Below are 19,725 nucleotides of genomic sequence, written 5' to 3'. Positions count from 1 at the left end.
AAGATTACCTATTTTAGCTAGAAAACTTTATCCACCACTTCTTTTAAACTATTTGCTGAAATTAAATTTATATCTTTAAATTTTAAATTTTCTTTATTTCTTGAAGGTATTATTACATTTTTAAAACCCATCTTATAGGCTTCATTTATTATTCTTTCACATCCCATAACAGGTCTTATTTCTCCTGTAAGTCCTATTTCTCCAATACATAAGGCTTTTTCCAAACTTAAACTTTTACCTTTAGCACTAGAAATAAGAGCTAAAGCTATACCAAGATCTCCGAATGTACCTTCTAGATTTAACCCTCCTACTACATTAACATAAACATCAGTTTTATAAAAAGGTATCTTGAATTTCTTTTCTAAAACTGCCAAAATAAGATTCAATCTTGCAGTGTCAAGCCCTACAGATGTCCTTCTTGGAAAGTTTGCATTGGATTCACTAACTAATGCTTGAACTTCAACTAATATAGGTCTACTACCTTCCACCGTACCTACAACTATTGATCCTTCTTGATTAAATGAAGTATCTTGCAAAAATATTTTAGAAGGGTCATAAACTTCCATAAGACCTTCTTCTTTCATTTCAAAAACTCCAATTTCACTAGTTGTTCCGAATCTATTTTTCATAGTTCTTAATATCCTAAACTCTTCTGTTCTTTCACCTTCAAAGGATAGTACAGCATCTACCATATGTTCTAATACTTTAGGTCCTGCAAGCTCTCCTTGTTTAGTAACATGTGCCACTATAAAAAATGGTATGTTTTTCATTTTTCCTATTCTCATAAGCTCATTAGAGCACTCTCTAACTTGTGAAACACTGCCTGGAGCAGAAGATAATGAGTCTTTAAATACAGTTTGAATAGAATCTATTATTACAAAAGATGGATCTAATTCTTCTATTTGAACTTCAATATTAGAAAGGTTAGTCTCTGATAATATATAAAGGTTTTGTGATGATAAATTTAACCTATCACCTCTTATCTTTATCTGTTCTTCAGATTCTTCTCCTGATACGTATAAAACCTTTCCATAACTTTCCGCTATATTATTAGCAGTTTGAATAAGAAGTGTAGATTTACCTATACCAGGATCTCCTGAGATAAGGGTAAGTGAACCTTTAACTAGTCCCCCACCTAATACCCTATTTAATTCTACAATGCCTGTGTTATAGCGTTCTTGTTCACCAGACTTTATAGTGTTTATATTTTTAGGTAAACTTTCTTTACTAAACGGCATCTTATGACGCTCATTTACTGATGAAGGTATTACCTTTTCTTCTACAAGACTTGCCCATGTATTACAAGAAGGACACTTTCCAAGCCACCTTAATGTTTCATATCCACATTGTTGACACACATAATTTGTTTTAGTCTTTGCCAACCCTTACCAACTCCAGTTTCCATCTATTTTATATCTGTTTACCCATTAGTATTTTACTATACTTTATAGGTTAAACCATGGTTTCCATTTTTTATTAGAACTTAATTATACAATATTTTGTTTGTATTTTGTGTGGATTTTTAAAATTTCATATTCACACTTGCATTTTTTCTATATTTTTAGGTTTTTATACCTCTTAATATTTTAATTTATAATGATTTAGGGGAATTTTGTCATATGACTAAATTCCCCTAAATAAAATTCTGATAATATATTTACTTATTTAACAAAGAGGCTGCTTGTTCATCTATAATTACAGTAACATCATTGTGCACTGCAAGAAGTGTGGCTGGAGACTTAGTGGTTATTTTTCCCGAAAAAAGCTTTGCTATAGCTTCTGCTTTCCCTTCACCACTAGCTATTAATATTATACTTTTAGCCTTCATTATTTCGCCAAGTCCCATAGTTATAGCCTTTTTAGGCACTTCATCAATACTATCAAAAAATCTAGAATTGGCCTTAATTGTACTTTCTGTAAGTCCTGTAACATGAGTACCTAAAACAAGCTCTTCATCAGGTTCATTAAAGGCAATATGTCCATTTCCCCCTATACCTAGTAGTTGAACATCAATTCCACCTAAATCTCTTATGTTTTTATCATAACCTATGCATTCTGCTTTCATATCTTCAGCATTACCATTTGGTACATAAGTATTGTTTTTATCTATATTTATATGGTTAAATAATGTGTTATTCATGAAATATCTGTAGCTTTGAGGATGGTTGTTTGAAATTCCTATATATTCATCTAAATTAATAGTTGTAACTTTAGAGAAATCAACCTTTTTCTCTTCATTTAACTTTATAAGTTGCTCATATAGTCCTATAGGTGAACTTCCTGTAGCAAGCCCCAAAATACTATGCTCTTTATTATTAATAACCTTTGAAATTTCCTTTGCTGCTCTTTTGCTTATACCCTCATAGTCTTTTTCAATTATTAGTTTCATTTTAATTTCCCCTCACTTTTTGATGATATATTAACTTCTAATAAATATTTATCTGATCTATAAATGGCCTCTTCAATGAAAATAACCTTATCTTCTGCTGTCATATTCTTACTACAAGTTTTAAGAAGAGGAACTAATTCTTCTGTATTAAATATTTCCTTATATCTGTCTTCCATTACTAATGCTTGTATCGAAGTTTCAGAATTAACTATCTTATAGCCTTCTTCTTCTAACACCTTGTAGAGTGATCCATTTAACTCACCTTTATCTTTTATATCTAAATAATCACAGGGTATATATACTATCTCATTAGCTATGCTACAACCATTTACAATTCTCATTCTGTTTATCTTATATATCTTATCTTTATTAAAAATATCTTTCAACTCTTTACTAGCATCAATCTCTTCGAATTGAAGCACCTTAGTTTCTAATTTCATTCCAGTTCTAGATACTATTTCTGAAAAGCTCATCATATCTTTTTGCTTAACTTTTGGCTCAGATACAAATGTTCCTACACCCTTTTGTCTAACGAGCAAACCTTCTTGAACTAATTCTCCAAGGGCTTGCCTTACCGTCATTCTGCTAACAGAATAGTTTTTGGAAAGCTCTCTTTCACTATCTATACACTGGCCTACTGACCAAGTTCCTTTAGATATTTTCTTTTTTACGTCCTCTTTTAGTTGATAATACGCAGGGATAGGACTACTTTTGTCTATCATAAGAATCCCTCCTGAAATTATTATAATCTACATAGTTATAGATGTCTATACCAGTATAGCTACATTTAATAGGAATATTTATATTAAATGCATATCAAGGGATATAAAAGTTCCTTGATATGCATTTGTTTTTTATATTATCACATTGCGCTTACAACTCTATCAAACAAATCTTTATTCTTAGTTATATTGCCTTCATTTCCAAGTACAGTTATATAATTTTGCTTCATAACTGATTCCATAAGATTTGAAAGTGATTTAATATCTTCTAAGGTAGTTGATAAAACTTCCTGCCTCTCTTTTCTTATCATATCATATGTTACCTTGCTAAAGTACATTTCGATAGCTCTTTCTGCCCTCATAGAACTAGTCAAAGGTACATCTAAATCTCTCACTGCACCTATTATATACTTATCCATATCTCTTTTAGATGCACTAAATTGTCTTAGATACTCTGCCATATCATCATAAGCCTTTAATGTATCTACTAGGTTAGGGTCTCTATAGGATGATATAAATAGATTTCCTGTTATTCCAAAGTCTAAGGACACACCATAAGCTCCTCCTTTTACCCTTACCCTATTCCATAAGTAATCATACTTTGCGATAGTTTGAAGTACTAAAAGAGATCCACTATAAGAAAAGCCATCATTTTTAAAGTTTCCGCCTTTAGCTACGTATTGGATATTAGCTTGAGTAGTTAATCCTTCGTTTATTTTGTTATTTAAAAATACATAATCTTTATATAAATTGCTTTCAGGTTTTAGACTTCTACCTATAATCGGCATACTGTTTTTAAATGTAATATAATCTTCTTCTTCTCCTGCAAAACTTACTATTAGATTAGACTTATTAAATAATAATTTTGATACCTTGCTTAGGTTTAAAGATAATTCATTCCATTTATTTTCGAAATTGCTTTCTAAGTCACATAAGAACCTGTAATATTCAAGCCCAGATACCTTTTCATCATAAGCTGCCTTTTGAGATATAGATGATAAAAGCCTTCTAGCTGCTACAGCATTTCCAGCACTTTGTATCATAGCCTCGTGGTTTGATTTGTTTTCTCTAATAATTTGAAGTATTAAATCTTTTTCTTCAAATTTAGTACTAGTTAATATCTCTAACATAAGGTTCATAGCTTTATCAATATCAGTATTTAAAGCTTTAGATCTAACCATAAACTTTGGATAATACTGATCCTTATCTAAGCTATCCATATAATTATTTAAATTAAATCTAATTCCACCAGTGTGTATAGATATTTCATTTATAAGTGTATCATAATTGTATTTATTAGTGCTTATCTTACCAAGAACTTCTGATAAAAGCTTTCCATATTGTATAAGTTCCTGTGGAATAACCTTAGCATCAAATATAAGCTTAAGATAAGCAATCTTATTTGTATTCAAATCGCTATATAATACCTTTATTCCATCTTCATCTCTTTCTTCGAAGGGAATAATTTCTATATCCTGATTTACATCACTTATAGATAAATTAGGTATTGTATTTAATTGTTCTTCAGTATCATCTTTTTCCTGTATAGCTCGTAAATTACGAACTTTTGAAATTATATTTTCTCTATCATTATCTGTTAGCTGCGACTTTACAATGTTTAATTTTTCTTCAATATGTTTCTCTTTCTTTTCAATATAGCCCTTTTCAGGTTTTAATGTATAAAGTAAACAGTGGTTGTTATTAAGAAGATATTTTTCAATTAAATTCTCAAAATATCTTTTATCTACTCCATTTTTTATATTTTCTAGAAGGTTATTATATTGAAGCTGTGAAAATGGGTCGCTATTATACATATAACTTTCAACAACCTGATAGTAATATACAAGTCCTTTAGGGTATCCTCCAAAATCAGCTTCCCTTAATGCAAATTCTCTTTTGTTTATTGAAGCTAGTGCTAAATCTTTATCTATGCCTTTATCTACTATTTCTTGAAGGCTTTCTCTTAAGACCTTTTTAAACTTATCTTTTTTATCTTCATTAGCGCCTTTAATTAATATCAAAAATAAAGGTTGCTTTATGCTATTTTCGAATCCTCCATCTACAGATTTTCCTATTCCAGCATCCATTAAAGCTTTTTTAACTGGCGCTGCTGAATTATTTAAAATCATATCATATAAAATGTCCAATGCTAAAATTTCTTCTGGATTACTAAAGTCTCCAGCACTGTAGCCAAGAGCAAGGTAAGTCTTATCCTTTTCATCTTCATCTTTAGATATTCCGTATACCCCTTCTTTTTCTACCAACTGTTCAAACTTTTCTTGTATAGGTATTTGAACATCTATATCTAATTTATCAAAGTTGTTAAGATAGTTATCATTTATAAATTGTAATATCTTAATAACATCTACATCACCATATAAAAACATATGACTATTAGATGGATGATAATATTTCTTATGGAAATTTAAAAAGTCTTCGTAGGTTAATTCTGTTATATTATCTGGATCTCCTCCTGAATCGTGTCCATAAGGAGTATCTTTGTAAAGATTTCTAATGACTCCGTCAAAAGCTAAAGAATCCGGTGAAGAGTAGGCACCTTTCATTTCATTATAAACTACCCCATTATATCGTAATTCATCCTTATTTTCATCTAATATATAATGCCAGCCTTCTTGCATAAAAGTATATTCATTTTCATATATAGATGGATAAAATACTCCATCCATATACACATCTAATAGATTAATAAAATCTTTTTCATTTTTACTTGCTAGAGGATATACAGTCCTATCTGGAAACGTCATAGCATTTAAAAATGTGTTAAGTGAACTTTTTAATAAATCTACAAAAGGTTCTTTTGTCTTGAATTTCCTTGAACCTGCTAAAACTGAGTGTTCTATTATATGTGGCACACCAGTACTGTTCTCTGGAGGAGTTTTAAAACCTATTGTAAAAACCTTGTTATCGTCATCATTTGAGATGTTTATTAGTTTAGCCCCTGTTTTTTCGTGATTAAATATCCTCCCTATAGAATTTAATTCTTCTAACTTTCTTTCCTCTATAAGTTTAAATCCATGGTATATATCGTTAATCTTAAACGGCAATCAAATCTCTCCTTTCTGTTTTAAGTATGTCCTTAGAATCTACTAGTTTTTTTCTTATTACTTTAATACTCTATTTTATACTATAACCTATTAATTAAGATAATCAAGAAATAAATTATACTGATTGTAACGTTTAGGGAAGCTTATCAACTATGATTAAAGCTTCCCTATTTTTATAACATTCTAATTTTCATTTTTAAATACTAAATTCCCATCTTCCATATAGCCATAAACAGTATTACCTTTAGATATATTTCCTTTTAATATTTCTTCGCTTAACTTATCTTCAACAATTTTAGTTATTGCTCTTCTAAGTGGCCTTGCGCCATAAACTTTATCAAACCCTTTTTTAGCTAAGAATCTTTTACTTTCTTCATCAAATTCCACGTTTATTTCTATTTGTTTTAATCTATCTGTTACTAAGTGCAACATAAGATCTACTATTTTTACTAGATCCTCTTCTTTTAAAGTTTCAAACACTATTATATCATCAATTCTATTTAAAAATTCTGGTCTAAATTCTCTTTTAAGCTCTTCTAATACATTTTCTTTCATCTTTTCATAATCACTATCCATTGTATCTTCTGATATATTGAAACCCACAGTCTTTTGTTTCTTTATAGTAGAGGCTCCTGCATTTGATGTCATTATAATTATAGTGTTTTTAAAGCTTACAGTTTTACCTTTTCCATCAGTTAATCTTCCATCTTCTAATATTTGAAGCAATATATTAAAAACATCTGGATGTGCTTTTTCAATTTCATCAAATAAAATTACGGAATAAGGATGTCTTCTAACCTTTTCTGTTAATTGTCCACCTTCATCATATCCTACGTATCCTGGAGGAGATCCTATAAGTTTTGATGTGGTGTGCTTTTCCATATACTCAGACATATCAATTCTTATCATGTTGTCCTGATCTCCAAACATAGCTTCCGCCAATGCTTTTGAAAGTTCTGTCTTTCCAACTCCAGTAGGTCCTAGAAATATAAATGACCCTATAGGTCTATTTGGATCTTTAAGTCCTACTCTTGCACGTCTCACTGCTCTAGATACAGACTTTACTGCCTCTTCTTGTCCAATAACCCTATTATGAAGTATTTGTTCTAGATTAAGTAGTTTCTTAGACTCTTTTTCTGTGAGTTTTTCTACAGGCACATTTGTCCATCTTGAAACTATTATTGCGATATCTTCTTCATCCACCTTTTGTGTTTCTGAATTGTTTTCTGTATGCCATTGATGTTTTACAGTTTCTAAATTTTCCTTATATTTCTTTTCCTTATCTCTTAATGCTGCTGCCTTCTCAAAATCTTGAAGTCTTATAGCATCTTCTTTCTCTTTTCCAATCTTTTCTATATCTTCTTCTATCTTCTTTAAACTTGGTGGAGCAGTAAGATTGCTTATTCTAACTTTAGCACCTGCTTCATCAATTAAATCAATAGCCTTATCTGGAAGATATCTATCAGTTATATATCTGTCAGATAGCCTAACAGCTGCTTCTAATGCTCCATCAGTTATCTTAACTCTATGATGTGCTTCATATTTATCTCTTAATCCCTTAAGTATTTGTAATGCCTCTTCAGTTGTAGGTTCTCCAACCACTATTGGCTGAAATCTTCTTTCTAGTGCTGCATCTTTTTCTATATGTTTTCTATATTCTTCTATAGTTGTAGCCCCTATACATTGTATTTCGCCTCTAGCTAAAGCTGGTTTTAATATATTAGATGCATCTATAGCTCCTTCTGCTCCGCCGGCACCTATTATAGTATGAATCTCATCTATAAATAATATTACATCTCCAGCTTTTCTTATTTCTTCCATGACGTTTTTAAGTCTTTCTTCGAATTCACCTCTATATTTTGCTCCTGCAATCATTGAGGATAAATCTAATGTAACGACCCTTTTATCTTTTAAAAGCTCTGGAATATTTCCTTGAACAATTTTTTGTGCAAGTCCTTCTACTACAGCCGTCTTACCTACTCCAGGATCGCCTATAAAGCAAGGGTTATTTTTTGTCCTTCTTGATAAGATTTCAAGCACTCTTTGAGTTTCTTCTTTTCTCCCTACAACAGGATCAAGCTTCCCTTCCTCAGCCATTTTAGTTAAATCTCGTCCATACTGATTTAATGTTGGTGTATCGCTACCTTTAACCTTCCCTTTACTACTATTATTTACTTCTCCTTCACCAGATAAACTATTTATAAGTTCACTTCTCAACATATCAAAGTTCACCTGAACACTTTTTAATATATTAAAAGCCACTCCTTCTGACTCACTTATAAGCGCTAACAGTATATGTTCTGGTGTTACATAATTATGATTTAAATTTCTAGCTTCCAGTAGGCTAAGGTCTAAAAGTCTTTTAGTTCTAGGTGTAAGTGGCACCTCATTTTGAGCTATACTTAAATCTCCCTTACCTTCCATTTTTTCTATTAGATCTTTTATATTTTCTAAGGAAACGCCCATACTATTTAGTATGTTTTTACTCATTCCTTCTTCTTTTAATATTCCAAGTAAAATATGCTCCGTACCTATAAATCCATGTTGAAGCTCTATTGATTCGTCTTTTGCATATAAAATAACATTTTGTGCTCTTTCGGTAAATTTTTCAAACATCATAGCTTTCTTCACCCCTTCTATTATCCATTATTTATTATTAACTATTTGTTATTAAAGTATTCTCTTACAAGATTTGCTCTTTCGATATCTCTTTCTTTAACACTTAAATCCCTACCAAGCCTTAATTGCAATGTAGCTGGCTGAGTTTCAACTAAAAGTTTATTTAGTTTAACCTTATCTATATCCTTTAATATTTCCATCTCTATTCCCATTCTTACATTAGAAAGTAAATCTAATGCTTCTTTTGAACTTAAAATTCTTGAACTTTTCAAAATTCCTAATGACCTATATATCTTATCTTCCAGTTCGTTTTTATATCTTCCTAGAAATTGTTCTCTAGCTCTATTTTCTTGAGATATAAGTTGAGATACCACAGCCTCTAAGTTACTTAAAATATCCTCTTCCTTCATACCAAGAGTTATTTGATTTGAAACTTGATATATATTACCTTCTGCTTTTGATCCTTCTCCATAAAGCCCTCTTAAAGTCATACCTAACTGTGTAAGGGCCTTTAAAGCATCATTAATTTCATCCTTCATTGTTAATGCTGGAAGATGGAGCATAGCTGATACCCTCATGCCTGTTCCTAAATTAGTAGGGCATGCAGTTATATATCCTAAATTATCATCAAATGCAAAATCAAGCTTTTCTTCTAAATCGTCATCTATGCTGTTTGCTATCTTATACGCTTCCCTTATATCAAAGCCAGAACTTATACATTGAATTCTTAAATGATCTTCTTCATTTATCATAAGGCTTATTGTCTCATCTTCACTTAATAAAAATGCCGATTTATCCTTTGAAGCTAATAAATTAGGACTAATAAGATGCTTTTCTATATAGTTTCTTCCTTGATTTAAATCCACATTCCAAAGATCTATTTCTTTAAAGTTTCCCTTGTCTTTTTCTACTTCATAAAATGTATCCTCAATATTTTTAGCTAAAGCCTTTGCTTCCTCTAATTCTAATTTATGTGGAAACGCAACTCCTGTTATATTTCTTGCAAGCCTTACTCTGCTACTTAATACCATATCGTCATTACTTGTAATGTTATCTATCCAATTTTTCATAGTATCACCCCTATTCTAATTTTTTAAGGGCCTTTATTTCATCCCTTAACATTGCTGCTTTTTCATATTCCTCAGCTAGTATAGACTTTTGGAGGTCTTCTTTTAATGATAACATCTTTTTTCTTTCCATAAGTGCCTTTCCAGACTTTAGTGGAAATTTACCTACATGCTCTGTATCCCCTTGGACTCTTTTTACAATAGGTAGAAGTGTCTCATTAAAGTTTTCATAACACTTGCTACATCCCAAAAGTCCTTTTCTTTTGAATTCGCTGTAGGTCATACCACAATTTTCACATGTATCCTCTTGAAGAGGAGCATTTTTTGATGACTGATTTATATAATCTACAAGCCCACTAAGTAAGCTTTGAAAAGAAAAAGGTGAATCCATATTGAAATCTGATCCTACACCTAATCCCTCTTGTTCCTTTGCGCATTGCTCACATATGCTAGTTTCTTGCTTAACACCATTTACTATTTTTACTATATGGACATTCGCTGGATTTACATTACATTTCTCACACAACATACATCATCACTCCAATTCTTTTAATATTAAACCTATTATTTTTTTATAAATATATTATGATAAAACTACCATTATCATAGATTTTAAAAGCTCAGCTCTTATCTTATTTCTATCTTCAATATTTATAGATGCTAAAGCCCTATCATTTATGGCCATCTTCACTATTTGCCCTTCTCTATCTTTAAGTATTTCAATATCTATTAGAACCTCAATTAGCGATATAGCACACTCACAAGTTATGCTCTCTCCTATTTTTTCATTTATCATATCTTTTACATGTTCATGACTATCCTTAGTTTGTCTTATTACAATATATCCTCCGCCGCCTCTACGACTTTCGATTATATAACCTTTGTCTGTGGTAAATCTTGTAGTTAACACATAATTAATTTGTGATGGAGCACAACTAAATTGACTTGCTAGTTCATTTCTTTGTATTTGCAATTTTTCTCCATCATTCTCTTCTAACAATGATTTTATAAATGTTTCTATTATATCTGATAATGTAGCCACTACGTCACCTCTTTGACTTTGCCTTTCTTTGACCTTAATACAATCATATTATTATCTTCAATTTTATTCAAGAGATAAATCTCATATTTTTAGATTAAATCTCATTAAATTTCGCAAAATATAGAAGTTAAACTTCACATTCTTTTACTTACTACTACTTACATCTAATTCCTCTAAGGTTCGTATTTAGATATATATTGTAATAACTTTATTATAACAACTTTATTATTGGTTATAATAAACTTGAGGTGAACTTTATGTTAATATATTGGATTGGTAATTCTTGTTTCTTAGTGCAAACTTCTAAAGGCACAAATATATTAATGAGTCCCTTTGAAGGTTTAGATTTAAACTTACTTTATGATATTTGTCCTAATATAGATATAGTAACTATAAGCCACAAAGTTTTTGACTATTCTTACCTAGATCCATTTAAAGAAAAATCAATAATAATTGATAACACAAAAGCTTTTCTGTTTAAAGATACTAAGATAATTGGATATCCTACTTACAACGATAACATTTGTGGGTTTAAACGCGGTGAAAATATTATTTATAAAATTTCTACTGAAGATTTTTCATTATGCCATTTAGGAGGACTTGGACATATTCTTAACGAAGGTTTGATAAAAGAAATAGGTAATATAAATGTGCTTTTTGTTCCTGTTGGTGGGAATATCACTTTAAATGGTAATAGTGCTTGTACTGTTGCTTTAAGCCTTCAAAGCAACATTGTTATACCTATGTGTTATAAATCTTCAAAATGTTTGTATTTAAGTGAGGATGCATCTAGATTCATAATAAACATGAAAAATGTAAGCAATATAAATCACATAAGTGTTTTATTGGATCAAGATATTTTAAGTTTTAAAAATCAGGTTATGCTTATAAAACCATTGAAATAAGTTTATATAAATAAAAAAAGATCGCCTTAAGACGATCTTTTTTTCGCTCAAAATTATTGTTGAACTGGTGCACCTACTGGGCAAACACTTGCACAACTTCCGCAGTCAATACAAGTATCCGCATCTATAACGTATATAGTATCTCCTTGAGTTATAGCGTTTACTGGGCACTCTGGAGCACAAGCTCCACAACTTATACATGATTCTTCAATTTTGTACGCCATATAAAACACCTCCTAAGAATTTTAGACAAGCTTATTGTCCAACTACATTCTAACATGTTTCATTTAAATTTAAAAGATGTTTTTTATTGTGTTTAATATAAATTTAACGATTGCTGATTTTAGTAATATATCCTGTTTTAATAATAATTTTATTATTGTGATACAGTATATCCCTTATCTTCAATTGATGATATAATTTTTTCAACTGTTACTAATTGCTCATCATATACTATTTGTATTTCATCCTTATCTTGTAGTATTTCACAAGCTACTACACCATCATTTTCACCCATAGCCTCTTTAATCTTGCTTACATCTGAATTTGTGTTCATGTTAGAAACCTTTAAACTAATGTTCATATAAATTTCCTCCCTTTTAATCAATTTTGAATAAATCTTTAATCAATTTTTTATCAGGATGGTCTATAGTTTCAATTTTGATTTCACTTTCGCTTACAGTGCCTTCGTAAGAGCCAGATATTAGAGATACTTCGCTTATATTGAATTCTCTTAAAAATTCCTCATCATTAGATTTAAGTTTTACTTTTACTAATTCCTTTACCACACTATTTCCTACTACTTCCCCCTTCCCTATTTCAGTTTTTACCATGGACCCAATCTTAGGTAATCTCTTCCTTGTATTTTCATAAGTCTCTTGCTCATAATTTAAGCAACACATAAGTCTCCCACAAATGCCCGATATTTTAGTGGGATTAAGAGAAAGATTTTGTTCCTTTGCCATTTTTATAGAAACTGAAGCAAAGTCTCCTAAAAATGAAGAACAACACATAGGTCTTCCACAAGGTCCAAGTCCACCTATCATTTTTGCTTCATCTCGCACACCTATCTGTCTTAGCTCAATTCTAGTTTTAAAAATAGTGGCAAGATCTTTTACTAGTTCTCTAAAGTCTACTCTTCCTTCTGCAGTAAAATAAAATATAACCTTATTATTATCAAAGGTATATTCTACATCTATAAGTTTCATAACTAAGTTATGGTCACTTATCTTTTTTGTACATACTTCAAATGCGTACTTCTCTTTAGCTTTGTTCTCCAGATGTTTTTTTGTATCTTCAAGTGTTGCTATCCTAAGAACTGTCTTTAAGGGAGCTACAATTTCATCTTCATTTACTTCTTTACACCCTATAACACACTGTCCGAATTCTATTCCTCTTGCAGTTTCTACTATTACATTCTTATCTTTATCTATCTTCATATCCATAGGGTCAAAATAATAAATTTTCCCTGCCTTTTTAAATCTCACTCCCACTACCTTTATCATATTAAACCTCCAATATATTAAGCAGCATAACATCTAATGTCATTGCAGCGTTAGCATTCCTATCTAAACTGTACTTAGTATCATTTATTACATTTACTAATCTATTTAACTTTGTAAAAGACACTTCTCTTGACATATAGCTTACGCTTTCTATCTTATCCTTATTTATTACAATATCTTCATTTCCTGTTTCTTTGTAAACCATTATATCTCTTATAAAGGAAAGCATTATAGTAAATAAGTCTTCATATTTATCTTTAAACTTTAATATCTCTAATTCATACTTTACCACATATTCCATGTCTTTACAATTACTATCTTTTAATATATTAAACCCTAAATCTCGCATATTGTTAAAACTATCATCATTTAAATATTTATCTATTCTTCCAGGTATTCCTCCACTAAAAGATACTATAACCTTTATCTCTTCTTCTTTTAGCATTTTATAATTTTCATTTATATACTGCCTTATTTCTTCTTCTGTAAGCATATTTAACTTATGTATTTGGCATCTAGATTTCATTGTATCTAAAATAGCTTCTGAATTTTCACAAAGTAATATTATATGAACACCCTTAGGTGGTTCTTCTATAGTTTTTAAAAATGCATTTTGGGCTTGTTGTGTCATTTTTTCAGTTTTATATATTATAATTACTTTCTTTTCTCCCTCAAAGGGCTTTTTATTAATCTCTTCTATTAGCTCTCTGATTTCATTTACACCCATACCCTTTTTAATATTCCTATAATGAATTATATCCGCATACTCTTTTTCTTCTTCTTTTCCTAAAATCTTAATCGCTAGGTTACTCGCAATAACACTTTTTCCTATTCCATCTTCCCCTATAAGGAGATAAGCATGAGAAAGCGTTTGATTTTTTATAGAATTATCTAAACTAGCTATAATCTTCTCATGCCCTATAACTTTTTTCATTTAAAGTCTCCTCCAGTTAAATTTTAATAAACTGATCTACATCTACTACAAATATAGTAGCTCCACCAACTTCAACCTCAACCGGATAAGGTACGTATATTCCTGTAGAACCTGCTACTGGAGATGGGGAAGTTATTATTTGTTGCCTTGTCTTACAAGTTTCTTCAATTAATCCTAAAACTTTATTTACATTTTGTTCTTCTACACCAATCATTAATGTAGTATTACCTGATTTTAGGAATCCTCCTGTAGTAGCTAATTTAGTAACTCTAAATCCACCTTCCATTAAAACATCAATTACGTCTCCAGCATCATCATCTTGTACTATAGCTATTATAAGTTTCAAAATATAACCTCCTTCAAATTTAAATATGCCCATACTTTAAGCATAATTCACTATAATTTTAATTTTAGTTTGTACCTATATATTATCACAACTTTACATTTCATAATAGTTTATTAGTATGAATTTTTACATTAAGTATATCATACTTAATTTTACAAATGCACTCTTTTAAATCATCATTTCTATAATATTTATTAACCCCACACTCTTCTAATTTATCAATACTAAAATCAATATTGTCCGCTAAAAACCTTCTACATATCTCATCATAATTAGGATCTTTTTGTTCTCTTTCTCTTTTCAAAGCTCTTTCCAATCTTATTCCATCATCTAACATAACATAAAGTGGAAATACATGGTTCTCACCGAAATAAGCTTTAAGGTCTTTATAGGCTTCTAATGTAACTATTAATATATAATCATCCTTATTTAGGTCAATTTGTCCATCATCTAAAGTAGCATAGCACCAATCTCCATTAACTGTATTATACATTCTTTGTTCTATTACTTTACCTTTTATTTTATAACTTTCTAATATATCCTCATTAATAAAATAATACTCTACACCATTAGTTTCACTAACTCTTTTAGGTCTTGTAGTGTAGGTTATGATAGGTTTTAATTTTAAGTCATCATCTTCTTTTAATTTTTTAAATATAGTATCTTTCCCTGAACTGCTTTTTCCCATTAAACAAAATATCTTTCCCATAGACTTCCTCATTCCCAATAAATATAGTGATAGAATAAACTTAATCTAATTTATATTCTATTAATACTCTTTTGTTATTATATCAATCTTACCTTCTTTAACGCCAATTATATCTATATTATTCGATAAATAGTATTCTATCATTTCAACAGTATTCTCTTCTATAAGTTCACCCATAACAATTATCGGTACTCCTGGTGGATATGGGCATATATTTACTGCTGATATTTCACCAATAGCATCTCTTAATAAAACCTTATGCTTTGCTTTTTTAAAAGCTTCAAAGGGCATCATAAATTGTTTTGGTATAGGTAAATCTATGATTTTTAGTTGTTTACCTTCCACAGTTTTAATATCTAAATCTTTAAGTGCTATATAAAGTTTCTTGAAATCTTCTTTACTATTAAAAGGCGAAGGTATTAAAATCAAATTAGATGCATCTATCATTTCTACTTGAATCTTATTTTTTCTTAAATACTGTTCTACCATAGATGTACTTAATCCCTCTTTTAAATTAATTACAATTCTACTTTCATCTATATCTGTACTATTAGAGTTTATTAATTGTTTTCTATCTAATACTCTTAAAAACTTTAGATTACTTAAATCCTTTTTAAATAATTCTATTCTACTGAATAATTCTTCATAGGATTTATTACCTTCCTCTTTAAGGTACCATCTTGCATAATCCATACTAAGCATTAACATATAGGAGGGGCTTGTACTTAAAAATGCACTAACATAAAAATCTACTCTTTCTATAAGACTTTCATCATTAACATGCAAATATGCAGATTGTGTTAAACTAGGTAGTGTTTTATGTGCACTCATTACAGCCATATCAACTCCTAATTTAAGAGGATTTTCAGGTAACATTGGGTGTGATCCAAAGTGTGCTCCATGAGCCGCATCAACTAAAACTTTTATATCATTCTCTTTACAGACTTTTACTATGTATTCTAAATTACAACATACTCCATAGTAATTTGGGTATGTTACTATTATAGCCTTAATATCCTTATGTTCTTTTATAATCTCTTTAAGATTGCTAATATCAATTCCTAATGGAGCATTAAATTCTTTATCTAGCTGATTTACTAAATATATAGGATTTAACTTTCTCATAATTATAGCGTTAAATATTGATTTATGACAGTTTCTCTCTACTAATATCTTATCACCTTCTTCTAATGAAGAAAATATCATAGCCATATTTCCACTAGTACTGCCATTTACCAAAAAATATGACTTTGTGCTATTATAATATTGAGCTAGAAGTTCTTCTGCTTCCTTTATAGCTCCCTTTGGATTATGTAAGTTATCCAATCCTTCTACTTCAGTTAAATCTGATCTTAAAATTAAGCTTTCTATATTTTTCTTTTGTACTTTTCTTTTAAAACCTTTTCCTCCTTTATGACCGGGTATGCAGAATAAAGAATTACTTTCTTTATTATACTTTAAAAGTGCACTCATCATAGGGATATCACTCATAGTTAACCTCTCCTTAAAACAAACATGTAATCTATATTAATTTCTATATTGTTCTATATTAAAATAATTATTTCTTACCACATATTTTGCTAAGCTTCTTTTTATACATTGTTTGTAGTACTCATAAAAATCAGTGTCTACGTTGCAGCTTATTAACTTTTCTTCACAGCTTTTGCATATATACTTTCCGTTTATCATTATACCATTATTTATAGATTTTCTACATAGGATACATATTCCTCTAGCCATTATACATCATTCTAAATCTTTTAGAATGATTGCCACCTCCTTCTAGGTATTAATATATGTTAAATTAATTATTGCTCATATACTACATTGTATTCAAACTACCACTAGATTTTATTTTGTCCACTTTATTTATTTGTATACAAATAATATCATTCTTCTACTATTACATTGCTTTTATCCTATACTTTTTTATTAACCTTATAATACTCGTATTGTAAAATAAGTTTAAATTACTATAAAAAAAATTATTAAACATGGCTATTAGTTATATTGTCCTTACTATGCAAATAGCTTTATATATTAAAAGAAGCATAAAGATTAATATTAATCTTTATGCTTCTTTTTAAGTTATACTATATTTATATTAAATAGTTTTTAATTGTTAAACATCTATATTACTCTTTAATTAACCTTTATCTTATTTAAAAACTCCATACTTGGTTCAAAATAAAATCTTTTATATTTATCTCCATGTTTATATATACAACAGTATTGATTAAACATGGACATTGAACATACATATCTTTTTGCTGATATAGAATTCAATGTTTTTTTTATATTTTTATTTATGCAACCTTTTATATCTTTTGTTTTACCTATAAAAACTATATCTTCAATCTTTACATTTTCCACCACACTTTGGTTGTTATTTTTAAGTCTATGTATAATAAGCTGATTTGCTATTATTGAATACTTATATTTAACCCTACACTTTATTAATTCTAAAATAATAACCATGGCTGTTATTACAAAAAGCACTGGATTTGTTATAAATCCAATTTCATAATTAGAAATTTTAATTTGTTCTACAATATTTGATATAACTATCATTATAACTAATCCTAATAACATAGCTGCAATAAAAGGTGTCTTCCTTCTAGTTACAACTTCTTTATACATTATTTTCATGTTAAGCCCCCGATTGATTTATTATTTCTCACAACATAGAGATTATACTAGTGTTTTAAGCTTTAAGCTATGCCGATTAAGCCTATAATTACCGCTTTAAAGTTCAATTTAATCTATTTTACTGATATAAAGTTATTTTACTTTGATAACCTCATTATATCTTCGTTAATCGTCATATTACGTTTATTTTTTAATAAATACTTTCCTTTTACTTATAACTAAAAATCTTTTAATTTATTCTACTATAATCAATAAATAATACTAATTTAGCTTACTTGTTGCATACTTATATAATAAGTCAATATCTTTGGAGGTTTAATATGTTATCTAATAAATTAGAGTTTGGGGATACTATTTCAGTGATAGCACCTGCAGGTTTCGAAGAAAATTCTATTATAGATGAAAAAATTAATATTATTAGTTCTTTAGGTTTTAATATAAAAAAGTCAGTTCACTTGTATGATAAGTATGGGTATTTAGCTGGAAAGGACATAGATAGGTCTAGAGATCTAATGGATGCTTTCAAAGACCCCTCCATTAAAGCTATCATTTGTTTTAGAGGAGGCTATGGATCATCTAGAATATTGCCCTATTTAAACTTCGAAATAATAAAAGAAAACCCTAAGATTTTCATGGGATTTAGTGATATTACTGTACTTTTAAATTCCATATATGAAAAGTCTTCACTAATAACCTATCATGGTCCTATGGTAAATTCTGATATGATGAACATATATAATTTAAAAAATTTTGTAAATACTCTTATGAAAAATAATGATATTCTTAATATAAGTAATCCTAAAAGTGACAAATTAAATTTTTACGGTTCAAACTCTATAGAAGGGTATTTGGTTGGTGGAAATTTATCTATTATATGTAGTACTCTAGGTACCCCTTATGAAATAGATACAAAAGATAAAATACTATTTATTGAAGAAATAAATGAAGAGCCTTATAAAATAGATAGAATGCTAACTCAATTAAAACTTTCTAATAAACTTGATTGTTGCAAAGGTTTCATTCTAGGTAAGTTTACTAACTGTAATACTTCAAATACTCGATCATTTTCTTTAACTCAAGTTTTAAAAGATAATTTATTATTTTTTAATAAACCTACTGTTATTAATATAAGCAGTGGCCATGATAATAATAATTTAATATTACCCATAGGTGCAAAATATAAAATTGATGTTAAAAAAGAAAAATTAGGAATTATAGAAGAGTTCTTAATTTAATTAACTATCTCAAATTAAGTATATTTAAAAATAGAAAAAAAGCTTTAGAATATATTCTAAAGCTTTTTTCTTTTGGAGGCGCCACCCGGATTTGAACCGGGGAATAAAGGTTTTGCAGACCTTTGCCTTACCACTTGGCTATAGCGCCATAAACTGGTGGCTAGACCAGGAATCGAACCAGGGACACGAGGATTTTCAGTCCTCTGCTCTACCGACTGAGCTATCCAGCCAAAGTTTTCACCCGGCGACGACTTACTCTCCCACAAGGCCTCCCTTGTAGTACCATCAGCGCTTTAGTGCTTAACCATCCTGTTCGGAATGGGAAGGGGTGTTACCACTAAGCCATAATCACCGGATGCGATTTCTGTCTAAATCTTTGATTTAGCTTACAGAATCGTACTCCTCAGTTCACTGAGCGAGTTTCCTTTATCTGAAAGAACTTGTTCTTTCAAAACTGCATATGGTTTAAAATAATTTGGTCAAGCCCTCGACCTATTAGTATCAGTCAGCTTAATACATTACTGCACTTACACCTCTG

Annotated in this window: 19 protein-coding genes, 2 tRNA genes and 1 rRNA gene; 2 read left to right on the top strand and 20 right to left on the bottom strand. The window is 29.6% G+C overall.

Translation table 11 applies throughout. From position 1 onward, the window contains the following. Positions 1-17: 17 nt before the first annotated feature. The 8 genes from radA to BD821_RS05655 form a co-directional block, all read right to left on the bottom strand. The gene (gene radA, locus BD821_RS05690; RefSeq protein ID WP_029451447.1) at positions 18-1,382 is read right to left on the bottom strand and encodes a DNA repair protein RadA; all 1,365 of its coding nucleotides are present in this window, start codon (positions 1,380-1,382) and stop codon (positions 18-20) included. Positions 1,383-1,657: 275 nt separating this feature from the next. Next, positions 1,658-2,389, bottom strand: a complete 732-nt coding sequence (nagB, locus tag BD821_RS05685) for a glucosamine-6-phosphate deaminase (RefSeq protein WP_104409689.1) — start codon at positions 2,387-2,389, stop codon at positions 1,658-1,660. Beyond that, on the bottom strand, positions 2,386-3,111 hold the full coding sequence (locus BD821_RS05680; RefSeq protein ID WP_029451450.1) for a GntR family transcriptional regulator: 726 nt from the start codon (positions 3,109-3,111) through the stop codon (positions 2,386-2,388). Before BD821_RS05680 ends, nagB begins: the two co-directional genes overlap by 4 nt. A 140-nt stretch (positions 3,112-3,251) precedes the next feature. Continuing rightward, complete coding sequence (locus BD821_RS05675) at positions 3,252-6,176, bottom strand: insulinase family protein (RefSeq protein ID WP_104409688.1); 2,925 nt, start codon at positions 6,174-6,176, stop codon at positions 3,252-3,254. 183 nt (positions 6,177-6,359) lie between these two features. Continuing rightward, positions 6,360-8,795: an ATP-dependent Clp protease ATP-binding subunit gene (locus tag BD821_RS05670; RefSeq protein WP_104409687.1), complete on the bottom strand. Its 2,436-nt coding sequence runs from the start codon at positions 8,793-8,795 to the stop codon at positions 6,360-6,362. Positions 8,796-8,836: 41 nt separating this feature from the next. Beyond that, a complete protein-coding gene (locus BD821_RS05665) occupies positions 8,837-9,865 on the bottom strand; it encodes a protein arginine kinase (RefSeq protein WP_104409686.1) in 1,029 nt (342 codons plus the stop codon). Between the two features lie 10 nt (positions 9,866-9,875). Next, positions 9,876-10,391: a UvrB/UvrC motif-containing protein gene (locus tag BD821_RS05660; protein WP_029451455.1), complete on the bottom strand. Its 516-nt coding sequence runs from the start codon at positions 10,389-10,391 to the stop codon at positions 9,876-9,878. 54 nt (positions 10,392-10,445) lie between these two features. Next, a complete protein-coding gene (locus tag BD821_RS05655; protein WP_029451457.1) occupies positions 10,446-10,904 on the bottom strand; it encodes a CtsR family transcriptional regulator in 459 nt (152 codons plus the stop codon). A gap of 257 nt (positions 10,905-11,161) precedes the next feature. Here BD821_RS05655 and BD821_RS05650 point away from each other — a divergent pair, with 257 nt between their 5' ends. Next, positions 11,162-11,809 carry an MBL fold metallo-hydrolase gene (locus tag BD821_RS05650; protein WP_104409685.1) on the top strand — a complete coding sequence of 216 codons (648 nt, stop codon included), beginning with the start codon at positions 11,162-11,164 and terminating at the stop codon, positions 11,807-11,809. Between the two features lie 53 nt (positions 11,810-11,862). On the opposite strand, the gene BD821_RS05645 is transcribed toward BD821_RS05650, so the two are convergent. From BD821_RS05645 to BD821_RS05605, 9 genes are all read right to left on the bottom strand, one after another. Beyond that, complete coding sequence (locus BD821_RS05645; protein WP_029451459.1) at positions 11,863-12,033, bottom strand: DUF362 domain-containing protein; 171 nt, start codon at positions 12,031-12,033, stop codon at positions 11,863-11,865. A gap of 152 nt (positions 12,034-12,185) precedes the next feature. Then, the gene (locus BD821_RS05640; RefSeq protein ID WP_029451460.1) at positions 12,186-12,392 is read right to left on the bottom strand and encodes a heavy-metal-associated domain-containing protein; all 207 of its coding nucleotides are present in this window, start codon (positions 12,390-12,392) and stop codon (positions 12,186-12,188) included. Positions 12,393-12,408: 16 nt separating this feature from the next. After that, positions 12,409-13,314, bottom strand: coding sequence for a PSP1 domain-containing protein (locus tag BD821_RS05635; protein ID WP_029451462.1), 906 nt, complete (start codon positions 13,312-13,314; stop codon positions 12,409-12,411). A gap of 1 nt (position 13,315) precedes the next feature. After that, positions 13,316-14,248: a DNA polymerase III subunit delta' gene (locus tag BD821_RS05630; protein WP_029451464.1), complete on the bottom strand. Its 933-nt coding sequence runs from the start codon at positions 14,246-14,248 to the stop codon at positions 13,316-13,318. Positions 14,249-14,264: 16 nt separating this feature from the next. Then, a complete protein-coding gene (locus BD821_RS05625) occupies positions 14,265-14,594 on the bottom strand; it encodes a cyclic-di-AMP receptor (RefSeq protein WP_029451465.1) in 330 nt (109 codons plus the stop codon). A 100-nt stretch (positions 14,595-14,694) separates the two neighbouring features. Beyond that, on the bottom strand, positions 14,695-15,303 hold the full coding sequence (locus BD821_RS05620; protein WP_104409684.1) for a nucleoside/nucleotide kinase family protein: 609 nt from the start codon (positions 15,301-15,303) through the stop codon (positions 14,695-14,697). Between the two features lie 60 nt (positions 15,304-15,363). After that, complete coding sequence (locus BD821_RS05615; protein ID WP_104409683.1) at positions 15,364-16,794, bottom strand: aminotransferase class I/II-fold pyridoxal phosphate-dependent enzyme; 1,431 nt, start codon at positions 16,792-16,794, stop codon at positions 15,364-15,366. 36 nt (positions 16,795-16,830) lie between these two features. Continuing rightward, positions 16,831-17,043, bottom strand: coding sequence for a sigma factor G inhibitor Gin (locus BD821_RS05610; RefSeq protein WP_029451468.1), 213 nt, complete (start codon positions 17,041-17,043; stop codon positions 16,831-16,833). A gap of 402 nt (positions 17,044-17,445) precedes the next feature. Continuing rightward, positions 17,446-17,952, bottom strand: coding sequence for a hypothetical protein (locus tag BD821_RS05605; RefSeq protein ID WP_029451469.1), 507 nt, complete (start codon positions 17,950-17,952; stop codon positions 17,446-17,448). Positions 17,953-18,272: 320 nt separating this feature from the next. Between BD821_RS05605 and BD821_RS05600 the strand changes: the two genes are divergently transcribed. Next, positions 18,273-19,187 (top strand): S66 peptidase family protein, encoded by a 915-nt coding sequence (locus tag BD821_RS05600; RefSeq protein ID WP_104409682.1) that lies wholly within the window; start codon positions 18,273-18,275, stop codon positions 19,185-19,187. Positions 19,188-19,260: 73 nt separating this feature from the next. Here the strand turns inward: BD821_RS05600 and BD821_RS05595 are convergent. From BD821_RS05595 to rrf, 3 genes are all read right to left on the bottom strand, one after another. Then, a tRNA-Cys gene (locus BD821_RS05595) sits at positions 19,261-19,335 on the bottom strand. 6 nt (positions 19,336-19,341) lie between these two features. Then, positions 19,342-19,417: transfer RNA gene (locus tag BD821_RS05590), tRNA-Phe, on the bottom strand. A gap of 9 nt (positions 19,418-19,426) precedes the next feature. Beyond that, positions 19,427-19,543 (bottom strand): 5S ribosomal RNA (rrf, locus tag BD821_RS05585). Positions 19,544-19,725: the final 182 nt, after the last annotated feature.

It is taken from the genome of Clostridium algidicarnis DSM 15099 (assembly GCF_002934235.1).
GTDB classification, from domain to species: Bacteria; Bacillota; Clostridia; order Clostridiales; family Clostridiaceae; genus Clostridium_L; species Clostridium_L algidicarnis.
The sequence above is the reverse complement of the archived record's forward strand: the minus strand, read 5'-3'. Positions and strand labels throughout refer to the sequence as shown.